The sequence below is a fragment of the Serratia sp. FS14 genome, from assembly GCF_000695995.1.
GTDB lineage: Bacteria > Pseudomonadota > Gammaproteobacteria > Enterobacterales > Enterobacteriaceae > Serratia > Serratia nematodiphila.
Genome location: NZ_CP005927.1, coordinates 1,842,835 through 1,861,313, shown reverse-complemented (window position 1 = coordinate 1,861,313; position 18,479 = coordinate 1,842,835). Strand labels below are relative to the sequence as shown.

General features: G+C 61.4%; 17 protein-coding genes and 1 other RNA gene. 5 read left to right on the top strand and 13 right to left on the bottom strand.

Annotation, left to right across the window (positions count from 1 at the left end):
* Positions 1-3: 3 nt before the first annotated feature.
* The 8 genes from L085_RS08375 to L085_RS08340 all read right to left on the bottom strand — a co-directional run bounded on the left by L085_RS08375 (position 4) and on the right by L085_RS08340 (position 10,501).
* Entirely contained in the window at positions 4-969 is a 966-nt protein-coding gene (locus L085_RS08375; RefSeq protein ID WP_044030533.1) for a zinc-binding alcohol dehydrogenase family protein, read from the bottom strand.
* A gap of 108 nt (positions 970-1,077) precedes the next feature.
* Positions 1,078-3,957 carry an aminomethyl-transferring glycine dehydrogenase gene (gene gcvP, locus L085_RS08370; protein ID WP_004931634.1) on the bottom strand — a complete coding sequence of 960 codons (2,880 nt, stop codon included), beginning with the start codon at positions 3,955-3,957 and terminating at the stop codon, positions 1,078-1,080.
* 92 nt (positions 3,958-4,049) lie between these two features.
* Positions 4,050-4,436, bottom strand: coding sequence for a glycine cleavage system protein GcvH (gcvH, locus tag L085_RS08365; protein ID WP_004931633.1), 387 nt, complete (start codon positions 4,434-4,436; stop codon positions 4,050-4,052).
* Positions 4,437-4,482: 46 nt separating this feature from the next.
* The gene (gcvT, locus tag L085_RS08360; protein WP_004931631.1) at positions 4,483-5,580 is read right to left on the bottom strand and encodes a glycine cleavage system aminomethyltransferase GcvT; all 1,098 of its coding nucleotides are present in this window, start codon (positions 5,578-5,580) and stop codon (positions 4,483-4,485) included.
* Between the two features lie 506 nt (positions 5,581-6,086).
* Complete coding sequence (ubiI, locus tag L085_RS08355; RefSeq protein WP_004931629.1) at positions 6,087-7,289, bottom strand: FAD-dependent 2-octaprenylphenol hydroxylase; 1,203 nt, start codon at positions 7,287-7,289, stop codon at positions 6,087-6,089.
* Between the two features lie 81 nt (positions 7,290-7,370).
* Positions 7,371-8,549, bottom strand: a complete 1,179-nt coding sequence (ubiH, locus tag L085_RS08350; RefSeq protein ID WP_044030532.1) for a 2-octaprenyl-6-methoxyphenyl hydroxylase — start codon at positions 8,547-8,549, stop codon at positions 7,371-7,373.
* A 1-nt stretch (position 8,550) separates the two neighbouring features.
* Positions 8,551-9,867 carry a Xaa-Pro aminopeptidase gene (gene pepP, locus L085_RS08345; protein WP_044030531.1) on the bottom strand — a complete coding sequence of 439 codons (1,317 nt, stop codon included), beginning with the start codon at positions 9,865-9,867 and terminating at the stop codon, positions 8,551-8,553.
* 55 nt (positions 9,868-9,922) lie between these two features.
* The gene (locus L085_RS08340; protein WP_004931622.1) at positions 9,923-10,501 is read right to left on the bottom strand and encodes a YecA family protein; all 579 of its coding nucleotides are present in this window, start codon (positions 10,499-10,501) and stop codon (positions 9,923-9,925) included.
* Positions 10,502-10,820: 319 nt separating this feature from the next.
* On the opposite strand from L085_RS08340, the gene zapA reads away from it, so the two are divergent.
* The 3 genes from zapA to L085_RS08330 all read left to right on the top strand — a co-directional run bounded on the left by zapA (position 10,821) and on the right by L085_RS08330 (position 12,034).
* The gene (gene zapA, locus L085_RS08335) at positions 10,821-11,150 is read left to right on the top strand and encodes a cell division protein ZapA (RefSeq protein ID WP_004931621.1); all 330 of its coding nucleotides are present in this window, start codon (positions 10,821-10,823) and stop codon (positions 11,148-11,150) included.
* A gap of 40 nt (positions 11,151-11,190) precedes the next feature.
* Positions 11,191-11,373, top strand: a non-coding RNA gene (ssrS, locus tag L085_RS24550) — 6S RNA.
* A gap of 52 nt (positions 11,374-11,425) precedes the next feature.
* A complete protein-coding gene (locus L085_RS08330; protein ID WP_044030530.1) occupies positions 11,426-12,034 on the top strand; it encodes a 5-formyltetrahydrofolate cyclo-ligase in 609 nt (202 codons plus the stop codon).
* Positions 12,035-12,082: 48 nt separating this feature from the next.
* Here the strand turns inward: L085_RS08330 and serA are convergent, their stop codons facing one another.
* Both serA and rpiA read right to left on the bottom strand, forming a co-directional pair.
* Positions 12,083-13,321, bottom strand: coding sequence for a phosphoglycerate dehydrogenase (serA, locus tag L085_RS08325; protein WP_004931617.1), 1,239 nt, complete (start codon positions 13,319-13,321; stop codon positions 12,083-12,085).
* 292 nt (positions 13,322-13,613) lie between these two features.
* Positions 13,614-14,270 carry a ribose-5-phosphate isomerase RpiA gene (gene rpiA / locus L085_RS08320; protein WP_004931614.1) on the bottom strand — a complete coding sequence of 219 codons (657 nt, stop codon included), beginning with the start codon at positions 14,268-14,270 and terminating at the stop codon, positions 13,614-13,616.
* A 204-nt stretch (positions 14,271-14,474) separates the two neighbouring features.
* On the opposite strand from rpiA, the gene L085_RS08315 reads away from it, so the two are divergent.
* The gene (locus L085_RS08315; protein ID WP_004931613.1) at positions 14,475-15,368 is read left to right on the top strand and encodes a LysR family transcriptional regulator ArgP; all 894 of its coding nucleotides are present in this window, start codon (positions 14,475-14,477) and stop codon (positions 15,366-15,368) included.
* 48 nt (positions 15,369-15,416) lie between these two features.
* Here the strand turns inward: L085_RS08315 and L085_RS08310 are convergent, their stop codons facing one another.
* Both L085_RS08310 and argO read right to left on the bottom strand, forming a co-directional pair.
* Entirely contained in the window at positions 15,417-16,148 is a 732-nt protein-coding gene (locus L085_RS08310) for an oxidative stress defense protein (RefSeq protein ID WP_031300626.1), read from the bottom strand.
* Between the two features lie 121 nt (positions 16,149-16,269).
* The gene (argO, locus tag L085_RS08305; protein WP_004931603.1) at positions 16,270-16,887 is read right to left on the bottom strand and encodes an arginine exporter ArgO; all 618 of its coding nucleotides are present in this window, start codon (positions 16,885-16,887) and stop codon (positions 16,270-16,272) included.
* A 210-nt stretch (positions 16,888-17,097) separates the two neighbouring features.
* Between argO and L085_RS08300 the strand changes: the two genes are divergently transcribed.
* Positions 17,098-17,796 carry an RluA family pseudouridine synthase gene (locus L085_RS08300; protein WP_044030529.1) on the top strand — a complete coding sequence of 233 codons (699 nt, stop codon included), beginning with the start codon at positions 17,098-17,100 and terminating at the stop codon, positions 17,794-17,796.
* A gap of 7 nt (positions 17,797-17,803) precedes the next feature.
* On the opposite strand, the gene L085_RS08295 is transcribed toward L085_RS08300, so the two are convergent.
* Positions 17,804-18,343: a DUF2058 domain-containing protein gene (locus L085_RS08295; protein WP_004931599.1), complete on the bottom strand. Its 540-nt coding sequence runs from the start codon at positions 18,341-18,343 to the stop codon at positions 17,804-17,806.
* Positions 18,344-18,479: the final 136 nt, after the last annotated feature.

Below are 18,479 nucleotides of genomic sequence, written 5' to 3'. Positions count from 1 at the left end.
GGCTTAGCGGGCGATGCGTATCACCGAACGCACGTCGCTTTTCTTGTTCAGATCCCACACCTCGGCGATCTCCGCCAGCGCGTGCTCCTGCGTCTCGATAGTGAGCGCTCCGGTCGCCGCCAGCGCCAAAATCTCGGTCGCGTAGCGCTGCATCTCCGGGATCGGCGGGAAGTTGCCGGTGCCGCTGCCGAGGATCTGCAGCTGATTGCTGCGCAGCACCGCCGCCGGCAGCCGGATGTCCGGCGCGGCCATCGAGCCGACGTTGACCAAGCGAATGCCGCGCCCCCCGGCGTAAGACGAGAGATCGTGATTATTGAGCGTCGCCAGCAGCGCTTCGGTCGCCGGGCCCCAGATGTAATCGACAATCACCTGATAACCACCCGGCCCCGCCGCCGCCGCGAAGGCCTGCGCCAGCGCCTCGCCCTGCAGGCTCAGATCCACCGTGGCGTCCACGCCCAACGCCTCCAGCACGCTCAGGCGCCGACCGGCGGCAACGATGCGCCCGGCCCCCGCCTGACGCGCCGCCGCGACCGCCAGCTTGCCCGAGGTGCCGGTGGCGCCAATGATCAGCACCGTTTCTCCGGGCTGCAGATCCGCCCGCCAGCGCAGCGGCAGCCAGGCGGCGAAGGCCGGATTGATCAGCGCCGCCGCCGTGGCGTCGTCCACCGTCTCCGGCACCGGCACCGTCCAGGACGCGACGCTGCGCTCGGCCATCGCGCCGTAAGGGCGACGGAAAGAGGCGAAGTACACCCGTTGCCCGTCCGCCGTACGGCCCACGCCGTCGGTGCCGGGCACGATCGGCAATTGCTTCGGGCTGGAATAATGAGTGCCGGCGACGGTGGCGCGATCCAGCTGCTTGATGCCGGCAGCCAGAACGTCGATCGGCACTTCATTCGCCTGCGCCTGAGGCTCCTCAAAGGTGCCGAAAACCGGGGCTTGCCCCAGCGCTGTTACGATTGCCGCTTGCATGATGACTCCTCAAATCGTGGGAACGTACCGGAAAGAATAGGCCGCGATAAAATAAAAAGGGACACCGCATCATGCGGTGTCCCCCAAACACAAACTTTGCCGAACGTGTTATTCGTAATCGCTCATCGGCACGCAAGAGCAGAACAGGTTACGGTCGCCGTACACGTCGTCCAGACGCTTAACGCTCGGCCAGTACTTGTTCTCGCGTACGCCGGCCACCGGGAACACCGCCAGCTCGCGGCTGTAAGGGTGCTGCCAGTCGTTGACCAGCTCCGCCTGCACGTGCGGCGCATTCACCAGCGGGTTGTCTTCCAGCGGCCATTCGCCTTTGGCGACGCGGTCGATTTCGCTGCGGATCGCCAGCATCGCATCGATAAAGCGATCCAGCTCCACCTTGCTTTCCGACTCGGTCGGCTCGACCATCAGCGTGCCCGCCACCGGGAACGACATGGTCGGCGCGTGGAAACCGAAGTCGATCAGGCGCTTGGCGATGTCCATTTCGCTGATGCCGGTCTCTTCCTTCAGCGGACGAATGTCGAGGATGCATTCGTGCGCCACGCGGTGATCGCGGCCGGTATACAGAATCGGATACGCGTCTTTCAGACGGGTAGCGATGTAGTTGGCGTTCAGGATCGCCATCTGGCTGGCCTGCTTCAGGCCTTCCGCGCCCATCATGCGGATGTACATCCAACTGATAGGCAGGATGGAGGCGCTGCCGAACGGCGCCGCGGAGACCGCGCCCTGCTGGGTGGTCACACCGTCGATCTGCACCACGCTGTGGCCCGGCACGAACGGCGCCAGGTGCGCTTTCACGCCGATCGGGCCCATGCCCGGTCCGCCGCCGCCGTGCGGAATGCAGAAGGTTTTATGCAGGTTGAGGTGCGAAACGTCCGCGCCGATGTAGCCTGGCGTGGTGATGCCCACCTGGGCGTTCATGTTGGCGCCGTCGAGATACACCTGACCGCCGAACTGATGCACGATCTGGCACACTTCGCGGATGGTTTCTTCATACACGCCGTGGGTCGACGGGTAGGTCACCATGATGCAAGAGAGTTCTTCGCCCGCCTGCTCCGCCTTGACGCGCAGATCGTGCAGATCGATGTTGCCGTTCTTGTCGCAGGCCACCACCACCACGCTCATGCCCGCCATCTGGGCGGAGGCCGGGTTGGTGCCGTGCGCCGAGCTCGGGATCAGGCAGACGTGACGGCCCGCTTCGTTGCGGCTTTCGTGGTAGCGGCGGATCGCCAGCAGGCCGGCGTATTCGCCCTGCGCGCCGGAGTTCGGCTGCATGCACACCGCGTCATAGCCGGTCAGCTGCACCAGCCACTGAGACAGTTGGCCGATCATCTGCTGGTAACCGGCAGCCTGCTCCGGCGGGCAGAACGGGTGCAGTTCGGAGAATTCAGGCCAGGTGATCGGGATCATTTCCGCCGCGGCATTCAATTTCATGGTACAGGAACCCAGCGGGATCATCGCCTGGTTCAGCGCCAGATCCTTACGCTCCAAGCGATGCATGTAACGCATCATCTCGGTTTCGCTGTGATAGCGGTTGAATACCGGGTGGGTCAGGATCGGATCCTGGCGCAGCATGGCGGCCGGGATCGATTGACTGTTTTTGCTCACCGCCGCGTCCAGCGCGTCGATGTCCAGACCGTGATTGTCGCCCGCCAGCAGTGCGAACAGCGTTTGCACGTCTTCACGCGAGGTGGCTTCATCCAGCGTGATGCCCACGGCGCCGTGGATGTCGGTACGCAGGTTGATGCCGAAGCTCAGCGCGCGCTCCAGCACCGCCGCCTTGTCTTTCACTTCAACGGTCAGGGTGTCGAACCAGGTGTTGTGGCGCAGCGTCAGACCGGCCTTCTGCAGCCCGGCGGCCAGGATGTCGGTCAGGCGATGGATGCGCCCGGCGATGCGCTGCAGCCCTTGCGGGCCGTGATACACCGCATACAGGCTGGCGATGTTGGCCAGCAGCACCTGCGAAGTACAGATATTCGAGTTGGCCTTCTCGCGGCGGATATGTTGCTCGCGGGTCTGCATCGCCATGCGCAGCGCGGTGTTGCCGGCGGCATCGCGGGAAACGCCGATGATGCGGCCCGGCATCGAGCGCTTGAACTCGTCGCGGCAGGCGAAGAAGGCGGCGTGCGGGCCGCCGTAGCCCATCGGCACGCCGAAGCGTTGTGCGGAGCCGAACACCACGTCGGCGCCCTGCTTGCCCGGCGCGGTCAGCAGCACCAGTGCCATGATGTCGGCAGCCACGCTGGTGATGATTTTGCGCGATTTCAGTTCGGCCAGCAGCGCGCTGTAGTCGTGCAGTTCACCGGTGGTGCCCACCTGCTGCAGCAACACGCCGAACACGCCGTCCAGCTCCAGCACTTTTTCCGCTTTATCGACGATGACGTCGAAGCCGAAGGTTTCGGCGCGGGTGCGCACCACGTCCAGCGTCTGTGGATGCACGTCGTCAGCCACGAAGAAGCGGTTGGCGTCTTTCAGCTTGCTGGCGCGTTTGGCCAACGCCATCGCCTCAGCGGCGGCGGTGGCTTCATCCAGCAGCGATGCGGAGGCCAGATCCAGGCCGGTCAGATCGAGGGTCACAGTCTGGAAGTTCAGCAGCGCTTCCAGACGGCCCTGCGACACTTCCGGCTGATAGGGGGTGTAAGCGGTGTACCAGCCCGGATTTTCCAGCATGTTGCGCAGGATCACCGGCGGCGTCAGCACGGCGCTGTAGCCCATGCCGATGTAGGATTTGTAGCGCTGATTCTGCGAGGCGATCGCCTTCAGCTCAGCCAGCGCCTGGTGTTCGGTCGCCGCGTCGCCAACCGGCGGCGGCCCCGGCAGCTGAATGTCCGCCGGCACGATCTGTTGGATCAGCGCGCTGAGCGAGCGAGCGCCCACCGCTGCCAGCAACTCCTGGCGTTGTTCCGCAGAAGAGCCGATGTGGCGTTCGATGAACGCTTCGCTGTGTTCGAGTTGGCTGAGTGTCTGAGTCATTGCTACAAATTCCTGAATGCTTGCGTGATACGGGATATAGCTTGAACGGTAACTAAAACGCCCCGGCCGAAAGGCCTGGGGCGTGGGCACGATTACTCGTCGATCGAGGCCTGATAAGCCGCGGCGTCCAGCAGGTTCGCCAGCTCGCCTTCGTCGGAGGCTTTAATCTGGAACAGGAAGCCGTCACCGTAAGGTTCGCTGTTCACCAGCTCCGGGGAGCTTTCCAGCTCGGCGTTCACCGCCACGATTTCACCGCTGATTGGCGCGTAGATGTCCGACGCCGCCTTGACGGATTCCGCCACGGCGCAGTCTTCACCGGCGGCGACTGTGCGGCCCACTTCCGGCAGATCGACAAACACCATATCGCCCAGCAGTTCCTGCGCATGTTCGGTGATGCCTACGGTGTAAACGCCGTTACCTTCTGCGCGAACCCACTCATGAGAGGATGCGTATTTCAATTCTGTTGGCACATTGCTCATCGCCGGTTACTCCTTCGAAGAAATAAAAGAATCAATCAATAAAAAATCAATTTGTCAGCGGCTTGCCGGCGCGAACGAAACCAGGCTTGGTCACTTTGACCGGCATCTCGCGGTTGCGGATCTGCACGATGGCCTGCTCGCCGATACCCGCCGGCACGCGCGCCAGCGCGATGCTGAAGCCCAGCGTCGGGGAGAACGAACCGCTGGTGATCACGCCTTCGTGGGTTTGCCCCGCCGCGTCAGTGAAACGCACCGGCAGCTCATTACGTAATACGCCTTTTTCCGTCATGATCAAGCCGACCAGTTGCTCGGTGCCCTGCTCGCGCTGTTGTTCCAGCGCTTCGCGGCCGATGAAACGGCGATCTTCCGGCTGCCAGGCGATGGTCCAGCCCATGTTGGCGGCCAGCGGCGAAACGCCTTCATCCATCTCTTGCCCGTAGAGGTTCATGCCCGCTTCCAGGCGCAGGGTGTCGCGCGCGCCCAGACCGGCCGGCTTGACGCCCGCGGCCAGCAATTTTTGCCAGAAATCAGCCGCCTGCTCTTTCGGCAGCGCGATCTCATAGCCGGCCTCGCCGGTGTAACCGGTGGTGGCGATGAACAGCTCGCCGGCCTGCACGCCGAAGAATGGCTTCATGCCTTCGACCGCGCTTTTTTGTTCCGGGGTGAACAGGGTGCCGGCGCGCTCTTTGGCCTGCGGGCCCTGCACCGCGATCAGCGCCAGATCGTCGCGCACCGTCAGCGCGACGCCATACGGCGCGGCGTGCTCTTCGATCCAGGCCAGGTCTTTGTCGCGGGTGGCGGAGTTCACCACCAGGCGGAAATAGTCTTCAGTGAGGAAATAAACGATCAGGTCGTCGATCACGCCGCCGGAAGCATTCAGCATGCCGGTGTACAGCGCTTTGCCGGGTTGGGTCAGTTTGGCGACGTCGTTCGCCAGCAGGTAGCGCAGGAACTCGCGGGTGCGAGCGCCGTGCAGATCCACGATGGTCATGTGAGACACGTCGAACATGCCGGCATCCTGACGTACCGCGTGGTGCTCATCGAGCTGCGAGCCGTAGTGCAGCGGCATCATCCAGCCGTGAAAGTCTACCATGCGCGCACCGCACGCCACGTGCTGGTCGTACAGTGGGGTTTGCTTTGCCATCTTTTCCCTCTTTCCACTCGTCGCTAGAAGTTAGGGTGCTGCCACGCAATGCGGCGGAGCCTGGCTCGCGGCCCGATCGCCATGGCGCACTGACTGCTCAACACAAATGCTGCGCCGGGACGGGCGAAAACTGCGTGCAACCGCCGTGACGCAAACGATACCTTTCCCCCGAACTTATCACCGAACGACCACATTAACCATAAGTTAAAATAGGCTCATCGCCGTTCCGGGGCGGTAAAATGCCGGGCTAGTGTGCAGAGTTTTTCACTGGATAAATGCGCCTTAAGGCACAAAATTAACAATTAAAGCGGCAAAATGCCGAACTTATATAACAAACCTATGGCCGCACATGGGATCCGGACTTTTGATAACCGAACATGGAATTAGAAAAAGTAATGATAAAAAGCGGCTGAAATTAGATTATTTCAAATGAAGGGTTATATAAGGAAACGCGATGGCATAAGGCGAGAAGCGCGAGCCCGCTGCGGGCTCGCAGAAGGCAGGTGTCAGGCAAGCCACTCGGGCAGATCGTTCAGGCCCATCGCCTGACGCACCAGCTTAGGCTTGACGCCAGGCAGGCTGTCCGCCAGCCGCAGCCCCACGTCGCGCAGCAGCTTTTTGGCCGGGTGGTTGCCGTCGAACAGTTCGCGGAACCCCTGCATGCTGGCCAACATCACCGCCGCGCCGTGTTTGCGGCGGCGCTCATAGCGGCGCAGATAGAGGTGCTGGCCAATATCCTTGCCCTGCCGCTGCAGGCGGCGCAGTTCGGAAATCAGCTCGGCGGCGTCCATAAAGCCCAGATTCACGCCCTGTCCGGCCAGCGGATGCACGGTATGCGCCGCATCGCCCACCAGCGCCAGGCGGTGCGCCGCGAAGCTGCGCGCATAGCGGCCGGTCAGCGGGAACGCCAGCCGTTCGCTTTCCAGGCTGCAGGCGCCCAGACGCATATCGAAGGCCATCGCCAGTTCGCGGTTGAATTGTTCCGGCTCCAGCTGCTTGAGACGCTCAGCGTCTTCCGGCGCGACCGACCAGACGATGGAGCTCAAATGCGGATCGCTGAACGGCAGGAACGCCAGAATGCCGTCGCCGTGGAAAATTTGCCGCGCCGTAGCCTGATGCGGCTCTTCGGTGCGGATGGTGGCCACCAACGCGTGGTGGCGATAGTCCCAGAAGGTCAGCGGGATATCGGCATGCTGGCGCAGCCACGACTGGGCGCCGTCGGCGCCAATCACCAACCGGGCGGTCAGCATACGGCCGTCCTCCAGCGTGATGAAGGCGTCATTCTCGCCCCACGCCACCTGCTTGAGCGCGGCCGGGGTAATCAGCGTGATGTCCGACAGGCTTTCGGCGCGCTTCCACAGCGCCTGCTGGATCACCGAATTTTCGATGATGTGGCCGAGATGGCTGAAACCGCACTCGTCGCCGCGGAAGGCGATTTTGCCGAAGCTGTCGCGATCCCACACTTCCATCGCGTTGTAGGCGCTGGCGCGCTGCTGGAGGATGTCGTCCCACACGCCGATATGCTGCAGCAAACGCTCGCTGGCGGCATTGATGGCGGAAACGCGCAGCGCAGGCTGCTCCGACGGCGGCGCCATATCCGGCTGGCGCTGCTCCAGCACCGCCACGCGCAGCCCGCTGCCCTGCAGGCCGCAGGCCAACGCCAGCCCCACCATACCGCCACCGGCGATAATCACGTCAAATGATTGCATGCTGCTCGATTTCCTTAAATAACGCGCGACGCCTTGCTACGCCGCGTTTTTGGGCGCGCCACAGGGCGCCCGATTCTGTGTCTAACGTTCCACCCAGCCCAATGTGCGCTTGGCGAAGGCGTCGCGCACCGCCGGCAAACGCGCCATCGCCATCAGCCCCAGATTGCGGCCGACCACCAGCGGGGCATAACGGTTGGCGAACAGGCGAATCAATCCGTCGGTCACGCCGATCGTCGCCTGCTGATCGTTTTGTCGCCGCTGCTGATAGCGGCTCAGCAGCGCATAACCGCCGGCGTCTTCGCCGCTGTTCATCGCTTCCGCCAGCGTTTCCGCCAGCGACATCACGTCGCGCAGACCAAGGTTGAACCCCTGCCCGGCGATCGGATGCAGCGTCTGCGCCGCGTTGCCCACCAGCGCCAGCCGGTGGCTGACATGACGATCGGCGGTTAGCAGGCCAAGTGGATAACTGTGCCGCTTACCGGCCTTGAGGATGCGCCCCAGCCGCCAGCCGAAGGCCTGTTGCAGCTCGGCGATAAAACGCGCGTCGTCCCAGGCATCCACCCGGGCGCGATCTTCGCGCGCATGGCACCACACCAGCGAACTGCGCCCCTGTGACATCGGCAACAGCGCCAGCGGCCCATAACGGGTAAAGCGCTCGAAAGCTCGCCCCTGCGGATCTTCCGCCGTGGTGACGTTGGCGATGGTGGCGAACTGCGGATAGTCCTCCTGCCGCCACTGCACGTTGCAGGCCTGCGCCAGCGCCGAACGCGAGCCGTCGGCCGCCACCAGCAGCTGCCCGCGCAGACGCTGGCCGTTGTCCAGCAGCACTTCCGCCCGCTCCGCGGTGCGAATCACGTCCACCACCCGCGCCGGGCAGTGCAGCGTGACGCCAGGCGCCTTCGCCAGCAGCGCGAACAGCCGCTGCCCGGCGTCGTGCAGTTCGATCACCTGGCCGAGCGCATCGACCTGATAATCCTGCGCCTGCAGATTAACGAAACCGGCGTGACCGCGATCGCTGACGTGCACCTGAGTGATCGGCGTGGCGCAGTCGCGCAGCGCCGGCCAAACGCCGATGCGCGCCAGCTGTTGGCTGGTGCCCTGCGCCAAAGCGATGGCGCGGGCGTCAAAGCCAGGATGGCTGCGGTCGTCCGGCCGGGTCGCCTCGACCAAATCCACCGCCATTCTTCCCTGAGTAAGCGACGAAATGGCCAGCGCCAACGTCGCGCCCGCCATCCCGCCGCCAACGATAATAACGCTCATGCTACGACCTTGCCGCCGCCATCAAGGCCTCGATGGCATCGGCGTCTTTCACCACGGTGGCGGTCAGGTTTTCATTGCCGTCGGCGGTGATCACGATGTCGTCCTCGATGCGGATGCCGATGCCGCGGTATTCCTCCGGCACGTCCGCATCCGGCGCGATATACAGCCCCGGTTCCACGGTCAGCACCATGCCCGGCTCCAGCAGCCGATCGCGGCTCGGCGTGCCGTAGTGGCCGACGTCGTGCACGTCCAGGCCCAGCCAGTGGCTCAGCCCGTGCATAAAGAACTGACGGTGGGCCTGCTCGGCGATCAATTGATCGACTTCACCTTTCAATACGCCCAGCTCCACCAGCCCGACCACCATGATGCGCACCACTTCGTCATTGACTTCGCGGATGCTGGTGCCGGGCTTAAACAGCTCCAGCGCACGCTGCAGCGACGCCAGCACGATATCGTACACTGCGCGCTGCGGCCGGCTGAACTTACCGTTGACCGGGAAGGTGCGGGTGATGTCGCCGGCATACCCCTGGAACTCGCAACCGGCGTCGATCAGCACCAGATCGCCGTCGCGCATCTGGCTCTCGTTCTCGGTGTAGTGCAGGATGCAGCCGTTTTCGCCGCTGCCGACGATGGTGTTGTAAGACGGGTAGCGAGCGCCGAGGCGGGTGAACTCATGATGAATTTCCGCTTCCAGCTGATATTCGAACATGCCCGGGCGGCATTTTTCCATCGCGCGGGTATGCGCCAACGCGCTGATCTCACCGGCGCGGCGCATCACCGCCAGCTCTTCCGGCGACTTAAACAGCCGCATGTCGTGCAGCCACGGCCGCCAGTCGGTCACGGTGGCCGGCGCCTGCAGATTCTGGCGGAACCCCTTGCGCAGCTTGTCCAACGCGCCGAACAGGATCTGATCGGCATAGGCGTATTCGCCCTGCGCGTGGTAGACCACATCCAGGCCGTTGAGCAGCAGGTGCAGTTGGTCATTGATTTCATCGAACGGCAGCGCGCGATCCACACCCAGCTTTGCCGGTGCGGCGTCTTGCCCCAGGCGGCGGCCAAACCAGATTTCCGCCGTCAAATCGCGCACCCGGTTGAACAACACGCTGTGGTTGTGCGTTTCGTCGCTTTTAATCAGCACCAGCACCGCTTCCGGCTCATTGAAGCCGGTCAGGTACCAAAAATCGCTGTTCTGCCGGTAGGGATAGTCTGAATCTGCACTGCGCGTCGTTTCCGGCGCAGAGAAAATAACCGCCGCGCTGGCCGGCGCCATTTTCGCCAACAGCGCCTGGCGGCGGTTGTTGAATTCCTGCTGAGTCATTACCTTCTCCTGAAATCATGCCATCCGCACCGCCGGCGGAGGGGCGATAGAACGTTTAGTGCAGCGTCGGTTTGATATTTTCCGGCGCCGTCGGTTTGTGACGGGTGAATTCGCCGTGGCACATGATGGCGGCGACCCGCACATACTCCGCCACTTCTTCCAACGACTGTTCCAATTCTTCCTGATCTTCGTCTTCGTCGTAGCCCAGTTGCGCGATGTTGCGCAGATCGTCGATCGCTTCACCGACTTCGTCTTTCACCTGAGCCAGCTTCGGCTGCATCATGCCCAGACCGAGCAGGAAGTGGTTGACCCAACCGGCCAGCGCGTCGGCGCGATCGAACACGCTGACGATCTCCCCTTCAGGCAGCATCAGTTGGAACAGGAATTCGTCATCTTCCAGCGTGTCACGCGTCGCTTCATACAGCTGCTGCAACGGTTGGCTGAGCGCCTGTGGGAAGGCGACGCCTTCGTTGGTCAGATCGTGCACCAGCGCCTGCCAGCCGGCGTCACGGCTGCCGCCACACAGCAGGCCGCTGATCAGGCCGTGCATTTCTGCCGCGGTCAACGCCACCGACTGCTGGTTGAGGGCCACGGTTAAAGATTGGTAACTTGGAAATGTATTCTGTATAGACATGCGCATTCGTCATCGTTGGCAGGATAAGTTCGTGTTATGCTACCACCAAGGTCCGTCGCTATACCAGATAAGCGCGACACCTCAGTGGCTAGTTATAATCGCGATGTGGCAGGTTTCACACTGCGCCGGCGGGTGACGAAAGTGCGGTAAATACGCATTTTGAAACCCTTTTTTGACTGGCAATGTGCGCCACAGTAGATTACAACCAGGTACTGAAAAAGGGGTTGTATCTTGGTACCGAGGTATATATAGTGGCGCCCGCTTTGACGGCCCGGCCAGGGCGGACAAGGCTGGCGCGAAATTTAGGCAGGAAGGTGGCATGTCTGCACAACCGGTAGATATTCAAATTTTTGGCCGCTCGTTAAGAGTCAATTGCCCGCCAGAACAACAAGATGCGTTGAATATGGCGGCGGACGATCTTAACCAACGGTTGCAAGATCTTAAAGTTCGCACTAGAGTCTCCAATACTGAGCAACTGGTTTTCATCGCGGCATTGAACGTCTGTCACGAACTTGCTCAAGAACGGTTGAAAACCCGTGACTACGCGTCCAATATGGAACAACGCATACGGATGCTGCAGCAGACCATTGAACAAGCGCTGCTTGAACAAGGTCGCATCTCTGAACGTCAGGATGCACAATTCGAATAACTTAAGTTGTTGAAATCAAAGTTTCGGCAACGAGTACAAAATTTCTCTGAGATGTTCGCCAGCGGGCCAGTCCCCTGAGCCGATATTTAGTACAAACAGAATGTGTTGCTCCGCGATCGGTGAGCACGCTCGGTGCGCCGAGAAGCCTTAAGATTGCGACGGCACGTTCACCTTGAACCATGGGTTCAAGGGTTACAGCCTGCGACGGCATCTCGGAGATTCCCCTTCTCAGCGGTTTATGTGTGCTGAACACCACACAGAGCAAGCCTGATACGATGCCTTTTCAACCCCAATTTGCGCAGCAGCGCCAAACCATTCGTCAACTCATTCGCCAACGTCGGCGCGAGCTTACGCCGGGCCAGCAACGCTTTGCCGCAGAAAAGATAGCCGAACGCCTCGTCACGCATGAACGCATTCAGGCGGCGCACAGCATCGCGGTGTTTTTGTCGTTTGACGGCGAACTCGATACCGGGCCGCTGATCGAGCGGCTATGGACGCTCGGCAAACGGGTTTACCTGCCGGTGCTGCATCCGTTCAGCCCGGGCCACCTGCTGTTCCTGCGCTATGCGCCGGAAACGCCGCTGGTGCGCAATCGCTTCAATATTCTCGAACCGCGCCTCGATGTGCGCAAGGTGTTGCCGCAGGGTGAACTGGAGGTGGTGCTGACACCGCTGGTGGCGTTCGATCATACCGGGCAGCGTCTGGGCATGGGCGGCGGCTTTTACGATCGCACCCTGCAAAACTGGCGCAGCGGCGGCCCCTATCCCATCGGCCTGGCCCATGATTGCCAGCAGGTGGAGCATCTGCCGACCGAACACTGGGATATCCCGCTGCCGGAAATCCTCACCCCGCTCTGCAGCTGGGCGTGGCACGAGCCAAAATAGCAAAAGGCCGGATCGCTCCGGCCTTTTTCGTTGCGGCATGCCGCCGAATCAGAACAGCAGGCGGGCGCGGATGGTGCCGTCGATGGCTTTCATACGCTGCAGCGCGGCGTCGGCGCGCGCAGTTTCCGCTTCGATGTCGATCACCACATAGCCGATTTCCGGCCCGGTTTGCAGATACTGTGCGGCGATGTTAACTCCCTCTTCGGCAAAGATCTGGTTAATCTGCGTCAGCACGCCCGGACGGTTTTCGTGGATGTGCAGCAGGCGGCTGGCATTCGGGCCATGCGCCGGCAGCGACACTTCCGGGAAGTTGACGGCGGACAGAGTCGATCCGTTGTCGGAGTATTTCGCCAGCTTGCCGGCCACTTCGTCGCCGATGTTCTCCTGCGCTTCCTGAGTGGAACCGCCGATGTGCGGCGTCAGCAGCACGTTGTCGAACTCACACAGCGGCGAGTTGAACGGATCGCTGTTGGTCGCCGGCTCTTCCGGGAAGACGTCGATCGCCGCGCCCGCCAGGTGATTGCTGGCCAGCGCGTCGCACAGCGCGGGAATATCCACCACGGTGCCGCGCGAGGCGTTGATCAGAATGGCGCCCGGTTTCATCAGCGCCAGTTCTTCCGCCCCCATCATATTTTTGGTCGACGGCGTTTCCGGCACGTGCAGCGTCACCACGTCGCTCATATTGAGCAGATCGGACAGATGGCGCACCTGCTGCGCATTGCCCAGCGGCAGCTTGTTCTCGATGTCGTAGAAGAACACCTTCATGCCCAGCCCTTCGGCCAGAATGCCCAGTTGGGTGCCGATATGGCCGTAGCCGATGATGCCCAGCTTTTTGCCGCGCGCCTCATAGGAGCCCACGGCCAGTTTGTGCCACACGCCGCGGTGCGCCTTGGCGTTGGCGGCCGGAATGCCGCGCAGCATCAACAGCAGCTCGCCCAGCACCATTTCGGCCACGGATCGGGTATTGGAGAAGGGGGCGTTGAAGACCGGAATACCGCGTTTGGTCGCCGCTTTCAGATCAACCTGGTTGGTGCCGATGCAGAAGCAGCCCACCGCCACCAGTTTTTCTGCGGCGGCGAACACCTCTTCAGTCAGATGCGTACGCGATCGGATGCCGACGAAGTGTGCATCGCGGATGGATGCCTTCAGCGATTCGGTATCTAACGCACCCTTGTGGTATTCGATGTTGGTATAACCGGCGGCACGCAAATTATCGACCGTGCTCTGATGAACCCCTTCCACCAACAGGAATTTAATCCTGTCTTTCTCCAATGATACTTTTGCCATTTACCCGACCCTATGTTCAGACTTCAGAAGCGGCTGTGACGACACAGCTCCCATCCAACATAACAAAAATAACGCAGGCGGCAATACAAACGATTGCCTGCCCGGCAGGACAAGGCGCAGCGTTGATGGCGGTTTACGGCAGAAAATGCCATAGGGAAAGTTTTCGGCAGAAGCTTTGGGGAGTCAGTTTTCACAATGTGACATAAGTCACCAAATTTGCCGCTTTTCAGAAAAGATGTTTTAACCGAAGAATTATGCGGCCCGGCACAGCCGGGCCACAGGCCGCAGAGGCTTATTTGACCACTTTCACGCCTTCCGGGGTGCCGACCAGCGCCACGTCCGCGCCACGGTTGGCGAACAGCCCCACGGTCACCACGCCGGCGATGCCGTTGATCTTGTTCTCCAGCGCCACGGCGTCGGTAATGCTCAGGTTATGCACATCGAGGATCACGTTGCCGTTGTCGGTCACTACGTTCTGGCGATACTCCGGCAGGCCGCCCAGTTTCACCAGCTCACGCGCCACATAGGAGCGGGCCATCGGGATCACTTCCACCGGCAGCGGGAATTTGCCCAGCACGTCCACCTGCTTGCTGGCGTCGACGATGCAGATGAATTTCTTGGCGATAGCGGCGATGATCTTCTCGCGCGTCAGCGCCGCGCCGCCGCCTTTGATCATCTGCATGTGGCCGTTGATTTCGTCCGCGCCGTCCACGTAAATATCGAGCGAGTCCACTTCGTTGCTGTCGAACACGTGGATGCCGAGGCTTTTCAGCTTGGCGGTGGAGGCATCGGAGCTGGACACCGCGCCTTCGATCTGGTGCTTGATGGAACCCAGCGCGTCAATAAAGTGGGCGGCGGTAGAGCCGGTGCCGACCCCGACGATGGTGCCCGGCGTCACGTATTCCAGCGCCGCCCAGCCCACCGCTTTTTTCAGTTCATCCTGCGTCATAATATGTCCCTTGCCTCTGTACGAAAACGTGTGCGTATTATAGGGTAAAACGCTGTTTTTCACGCCGGCAGGATCACACTTATTTACCGCAGCCCGCATTTTTACCCGCCTGGCGGCGAGCTGGGAGCGTGATTTTTCCACCTGCGCCATGCGTAAAATGTGGCATAGTGCCGGTATCATTCTAATTTAAGGGATATCTTTCCGATGAAACGCCCAGACTATCGTACGCTGCAAGCGCTGGACGCGGTGATCCGTGAGCGCGGCTTCGAGCGCGCCGCGCAAAAACTCTGTATCACGCAATCGGCGGTATCCCAACGCATCAAACAGCTGGAAAACCTGTTCGGCCAACCGCTGCTGGTTCGTACCGTGCCGCCGCGCCCGACCGAACAAGGGCAAAAGCTGCTGGCGCTGCTGCATCAGGTGGAGCTGCTGGAAGAAGAGTGGCTGGGCAACGACACCGGCGTCGATACGCCGCTGCTGCTGTCGTTGGCGGTCAACGCCGACAGTCTGGCGACCTGGCTGCTGCCGGCGCTGAAGCCGGTGCTGGCGGACTCCCCCATTCGCCTGAATCTGCAGGTGGAAGATGAAACCCGCACCCAGGAGCGGCTGCGCCGCGGTGAAGTGGTGGGCGCGGTGAGTATTCAGCCGCAGCCGCTGCCGAGCTGCCTGGTGGATCGGCTGGGGGCGCTGGACTACCTGTTTGTGGCCTCCAGCGGCTTCGCCGAGCGCTATTTCCCGAACGGCGTCACCCGTTCCGCACTGCTGAAAGCGCCGGCGGTGGCCTTCGACCATCTCGACGACATGCACCAGGCATTCCTGCAGCAGAACTTCGATCTGTCGCCGGGCAGCGTGCCCTGCCACATCGTGAACTCATCGGAAGCCTTCGTGCAGCTGGCGCGTCAGGGCACCACCTGCTGTATGATCCCGCATCTGCAGATCGAAAAGGAGCTGGCATCCGGTGAACTGATCGATCTGACGCCGGGGCTGTACCAGCGCCGCATGCTGTACTGGCACCGCTTCGCGCCGGAGAGCCGCATGATGCGTAAAGTGACCGACGCGTTGCTGGAGCACGGTCACCAGGTGCTGCGCCAGGATTAAAACGAAAAAAGGTTCGCCGCGGCGAACCTTTTCTTCAATACCACACCCTTACTGCGCGGCGTTACGCTGCAGCTCAAACACCACATCCACCTGATCGTCGAAGTGAATGCTTTGCTGTTCATAGGTTTGCGCCGCGTCGTTTTCCGCCGCCGCGCCGGCCGCCTTATACATCCGCGCCACCGGCATCGGCTGGTAGTTGGCGACCCGGTAGCGAATGCTGTACACCGGCCCCAGCTTGGCGTGGAAGCCTTTGGCCAGGGATTCTGCCTGCTGAGTCGCGTTCTCGATCGCTTTTTGCCGCGCCTGCTCGCGATACACGTCCGGCTTGGCGACGCCCAACTCCACCGCGCGGATCTCGTTCAGGCCGGATTTCAGCGCGCCGTCCAGCAGCTCGTTCAGTTTGTCCAACTGGCGCAGGGTGACCTGCACCTGGCGCACCGCCCGGTAGCCCTTCAGCACCGACTCGCCGGTTTTCAGGTAGTCGTATTCCGGCTGGGTGCGCAGGTTGGCGGCGCTGATGTCTTTCTTCTCGATGTTGTTTTTCTGCAGGAAATCAAAGTACTGCGCCACGCGCTCGTCTACCTGCTTCTTCGCCTGGGCGGCGTCTTTGGAGGAAACGCTCACTTCGATCGCCAGGGTGGCGATATCCGGCGTGGCGTCCACGCTGGCGGTGCCGGAGGTGACGACGTGCGGCCCTTCAGGCAATTCAGCCGCCTGCAGCGCCATCGGTAACGTCCCTAATCCGACCATTGCGGCCATAGCCAATGCTTTTAGCTTCACAGTGTCTCCTTAATGACAGGCTGTCTCTGATCGCCGGCTTTTCCCTGCGAGAACCGCCGGATTCCTGGCATCAAACGTAGCATATCGCACGGCGTTTTGAATTCGGATTAGTGACAAATTCTTATAAATTTGCCCCCTGCCAGGCCAGCTGCAGCGCGATGCCCCACATCACCAACCCGACCAGCGCATTGATGATGCGCTGCGCCCGCTGCGTATTCAGCCACGGCGCCAGCCAGGAGGCCAGCAGCGCCAGGCCGAAGAACCACACCGCCGACGCGCTGACCGCGCCAAGCGCGAACCAGGAACGCACGTCCGCCGTCAGCTGTCCGCCCAGGCTGCCGAGCACCACGAAAGTGTCCAGATAGACGTGCGGATTCAGCCAGGTGACCGCCAGCATGGTGACCACGATGCGCCAGCGGCTCTGCGCCAGCTCCTGCGCCGCGGCCTGCGCCGGTTGCGGGCTGAAGGCGGAACGGAACGCGCCCCAGCCGTACCAAAGCAGAAACGCCACACCGCCCCAGGTGACTAGCGCCAACAGCAGCGGCGAGCGGGTCAGCAACGCACTGCCGCCGAAAATACCGGCGCAGATCAGCACGATATCGCTCAGTGCGCACAATGAGGCGATCATCAAATGGTACTGACGGCGAATGCCCTGATTCATCACGAATACGTTCTGCGGGCCCAGCGGCAGGATCATGGCGGCGCTCAGGGCAAAACCCTGCAGGAAGACGGCTAACATGGGAAATTCCTCGAATGATAAAAGGCGCCGGACGTGGGCGCGTATCGGTCAACACGCGCATCATACGAGGAAGCGATCATTAGGTGAAATTGATGTTTCTAATCCAGTATCAGAAGCACTAATACTCCAAGCGGCGGGATTGCGCCGTCAAATTCGCTCATCGACGCGAAATTCGCTATCATCTGCCCCCACCCTCCAGCCGGCCACCCGATGTCTACGATCACCGATACCTTTATCGCCCCGCCATGCCATGACCAGATAGAGATCCTCTATCAGGACGATCATCTGGCGCTGATCAATAAGCCGGCCGGGCTGCTCAGCCTCTCGGGCAAAAATCCGCAGAATCTCGATTCGGTACACCACCGGCTGGTACAGCTGTTCCCCGGCTGCGCCCTGGCGCACCGCCTGGATTTCGGCACGTCCGGTTTGATGGTGGTGGCCCGCAACAAGGCCGTCAACGCCTCGCTCTGCCGGCAGTTCAGCGAACGCACCGTCGGCAAAGTGTACAGCGCGCTGCTCTGCGGCCATCTGGCGGATAACGAAGGGGTAATAGACGCGGCGATCGCCAAAAATCCGGCGCTGTTCCCGCTAATGTCGATTTGCGCCCTCCACGGCAAGCCCGCCCGCTCCCGCTATCGGGTCGTCGAACGTTTTTATCGTGAAACGGAAGGCGGGATCTCGCTGCCGCTGACGCGGGTGCAGCTCACCCCGGAGACCGGACGCACCCACCAGCTGCGTATTCACAGCCGGCAATTGGGCCATCCTATTTTAGGTTGCGATCTGTATGGCGGGCGCCTGCTGCCGGGTACCGAACAGACGCCGCGGCTGATGCTGCACGCCAGCGAGCTGGACTTTGTGCACCCCATCAGCGGAGAGCGGATAGCCGCTCGTCACGCCGCGCCGTTCTGAACGCGGCTTACCACATCAAATCGTCGGGCACTTTAAAGTCGGCGTACGGATCGTCTTCATCCTGCTCTTCCTGACTCAGCGCACTGTGCAGCACTATGCTGGCCGCATCGCGCTGCGCGATTTTATCGGCGACGCTCGCGGGGATAATCGCGTATTCACACTCTTCGCGGCTCTCGACAACCAAGCGGGCAATGGCGAGGCGGCCATTGATCAGCTGCGTCTGGGTCGCTTTATCCACCAGGATTTTCTTGATCAGGTTACCGTCGGTGAAGTTGAAACCGATATCGCCTTTCGCCAGGACGATGCGGTTCATCTCGATCAGCTGCTTCACCTGCGCCTTGTATTCTTTGGACAGCGCGGCCTGCTTTTGCTGCTCGCTCAATTGCTTATCGCGCTCAAGCTGCGCCTTTTTATTCTCTTCCACCGCCTCTCTGGCCTCGCGCGCCTGAACGCGTGATTTTTTAGCCGTTCTCTGGACTTTGGCCATTTTCTTGCTGGTTACCAAGCCCGCTTTGAGCATCTGCTCTTGTAAGGTGAGTTTTGTCATGTTCGTGTCTGAAGCCGTGGGGTCATGGTGGGATTATACCCGTAATTTTTCAGGCTGCACCAGCTTGCCGGGCGGCTTGCACCGCAGAGCAACGGCGGCAAACCCACCTGAACCCCAGATCATGAATGTGGCTCAT

Coding starts and splice junctions, on each gene's coding strand:
- L085_RS08375 (WP_044030533.1), bottom strand. CDS start 969: ATGCAAGCGGCAATCGTAACAGCGCTGGGGCAAGCCCCGGTTTTCGGC.
- gcvP (WP_004931634.1), bottom strand. CDS start 3,957: ATGACTCAGACACTCAGCCAACTCGAACACAGCGAAGCGTTCATCGAA.
- gcvH (WP_004931633.1), bottom strand. CDS start 4,436: ATGAGCAATGTGCCAACAGAATTGAAATACGCATCCTCTCATGAGTGG.
- gcvT (WP_004931631.1), bottom strand. CDS start 5,580: ATGGCAAAGCAAACCCCACTGTACGACCAGCACGTGGCGTGCGGTGCG.
- ubiI (WP_004931629.1), bottom strand. CDS start 7,289: ATGCAATCATTTGACGTGATTATCGCCGGTGGCGGTATGGTGGGGCTG.
- ubiH (WP_044030532.1), bottom strand. CDS start 8,549: ATGAGCGTTATTATCGTTGGCGGCGGGATGGCGGGCGCGACGTTGGCG.
- pepP (WP_044030531.1), bottom strand. CDS start 9,867: ATGACTCAGCAGGAATTCAACAACCGCCGCCAGGCGCTGTTGGCGAAA.
- L085_RS08340 (WP_004931622.1), bottom strand. CDS start 10,501: ATGTCTATACAGAATACATTTCCAAGTTACCAATCTTTAACCGTGGCC.
- zapA (WP_004931621.1), top strand. CDS start 10,821: ATGTCTGCACAACCGGTAGATATTCAAATTTTTGGCCGCTCGTTAAGA.
- L085_RS08330 (WP_044030530.1), top strand. CDS start 11,426: ATGCCTTTTCAACCCCAATTTGCGCAGCAGCGCCAAACCATTCGTCAA.
- serA (WP_004931617.1), bottom strand. CDS start 13,321: ATGGCAAAAGTATCATTGGAGAAAGACAGGATTAAATTCCTGTTGGTG.
- rpiA (WP_004931614.1), bottom strand. CDS start 14,270: ATGACGCAGGATGAACTGAAAAAAGCGGTGGGCTGGGCGGCGCTGGAA.
- L085_RS08315 (WP_004931613.1), top strand. CDS start 14,475: ATGAAACGCCCAGACTATCGTACGCTGCAAGCGCTGGACGCGGTGATC.
- argO (WP_004931603.1), bottom strand. CDS start 16,887: ATGTTAGCCGTCTTCCTGCAGGGTTTTGCCCTGAGCGCCGCCATGATC.
- L085_RS08300 (WP_044030529.1), top strand. CDS start 17,098: ATGTCTACGATCACCGATACCTTTATCGCCCCGCCATGCCATGACCAG.
- L085_RS08295 (WP_004931599.1), bottom strand. CDS start 18,343: ATGACAAAACTCACCTTACAAGAGCAGATGCTCAAAGCGGGCTTGGTA.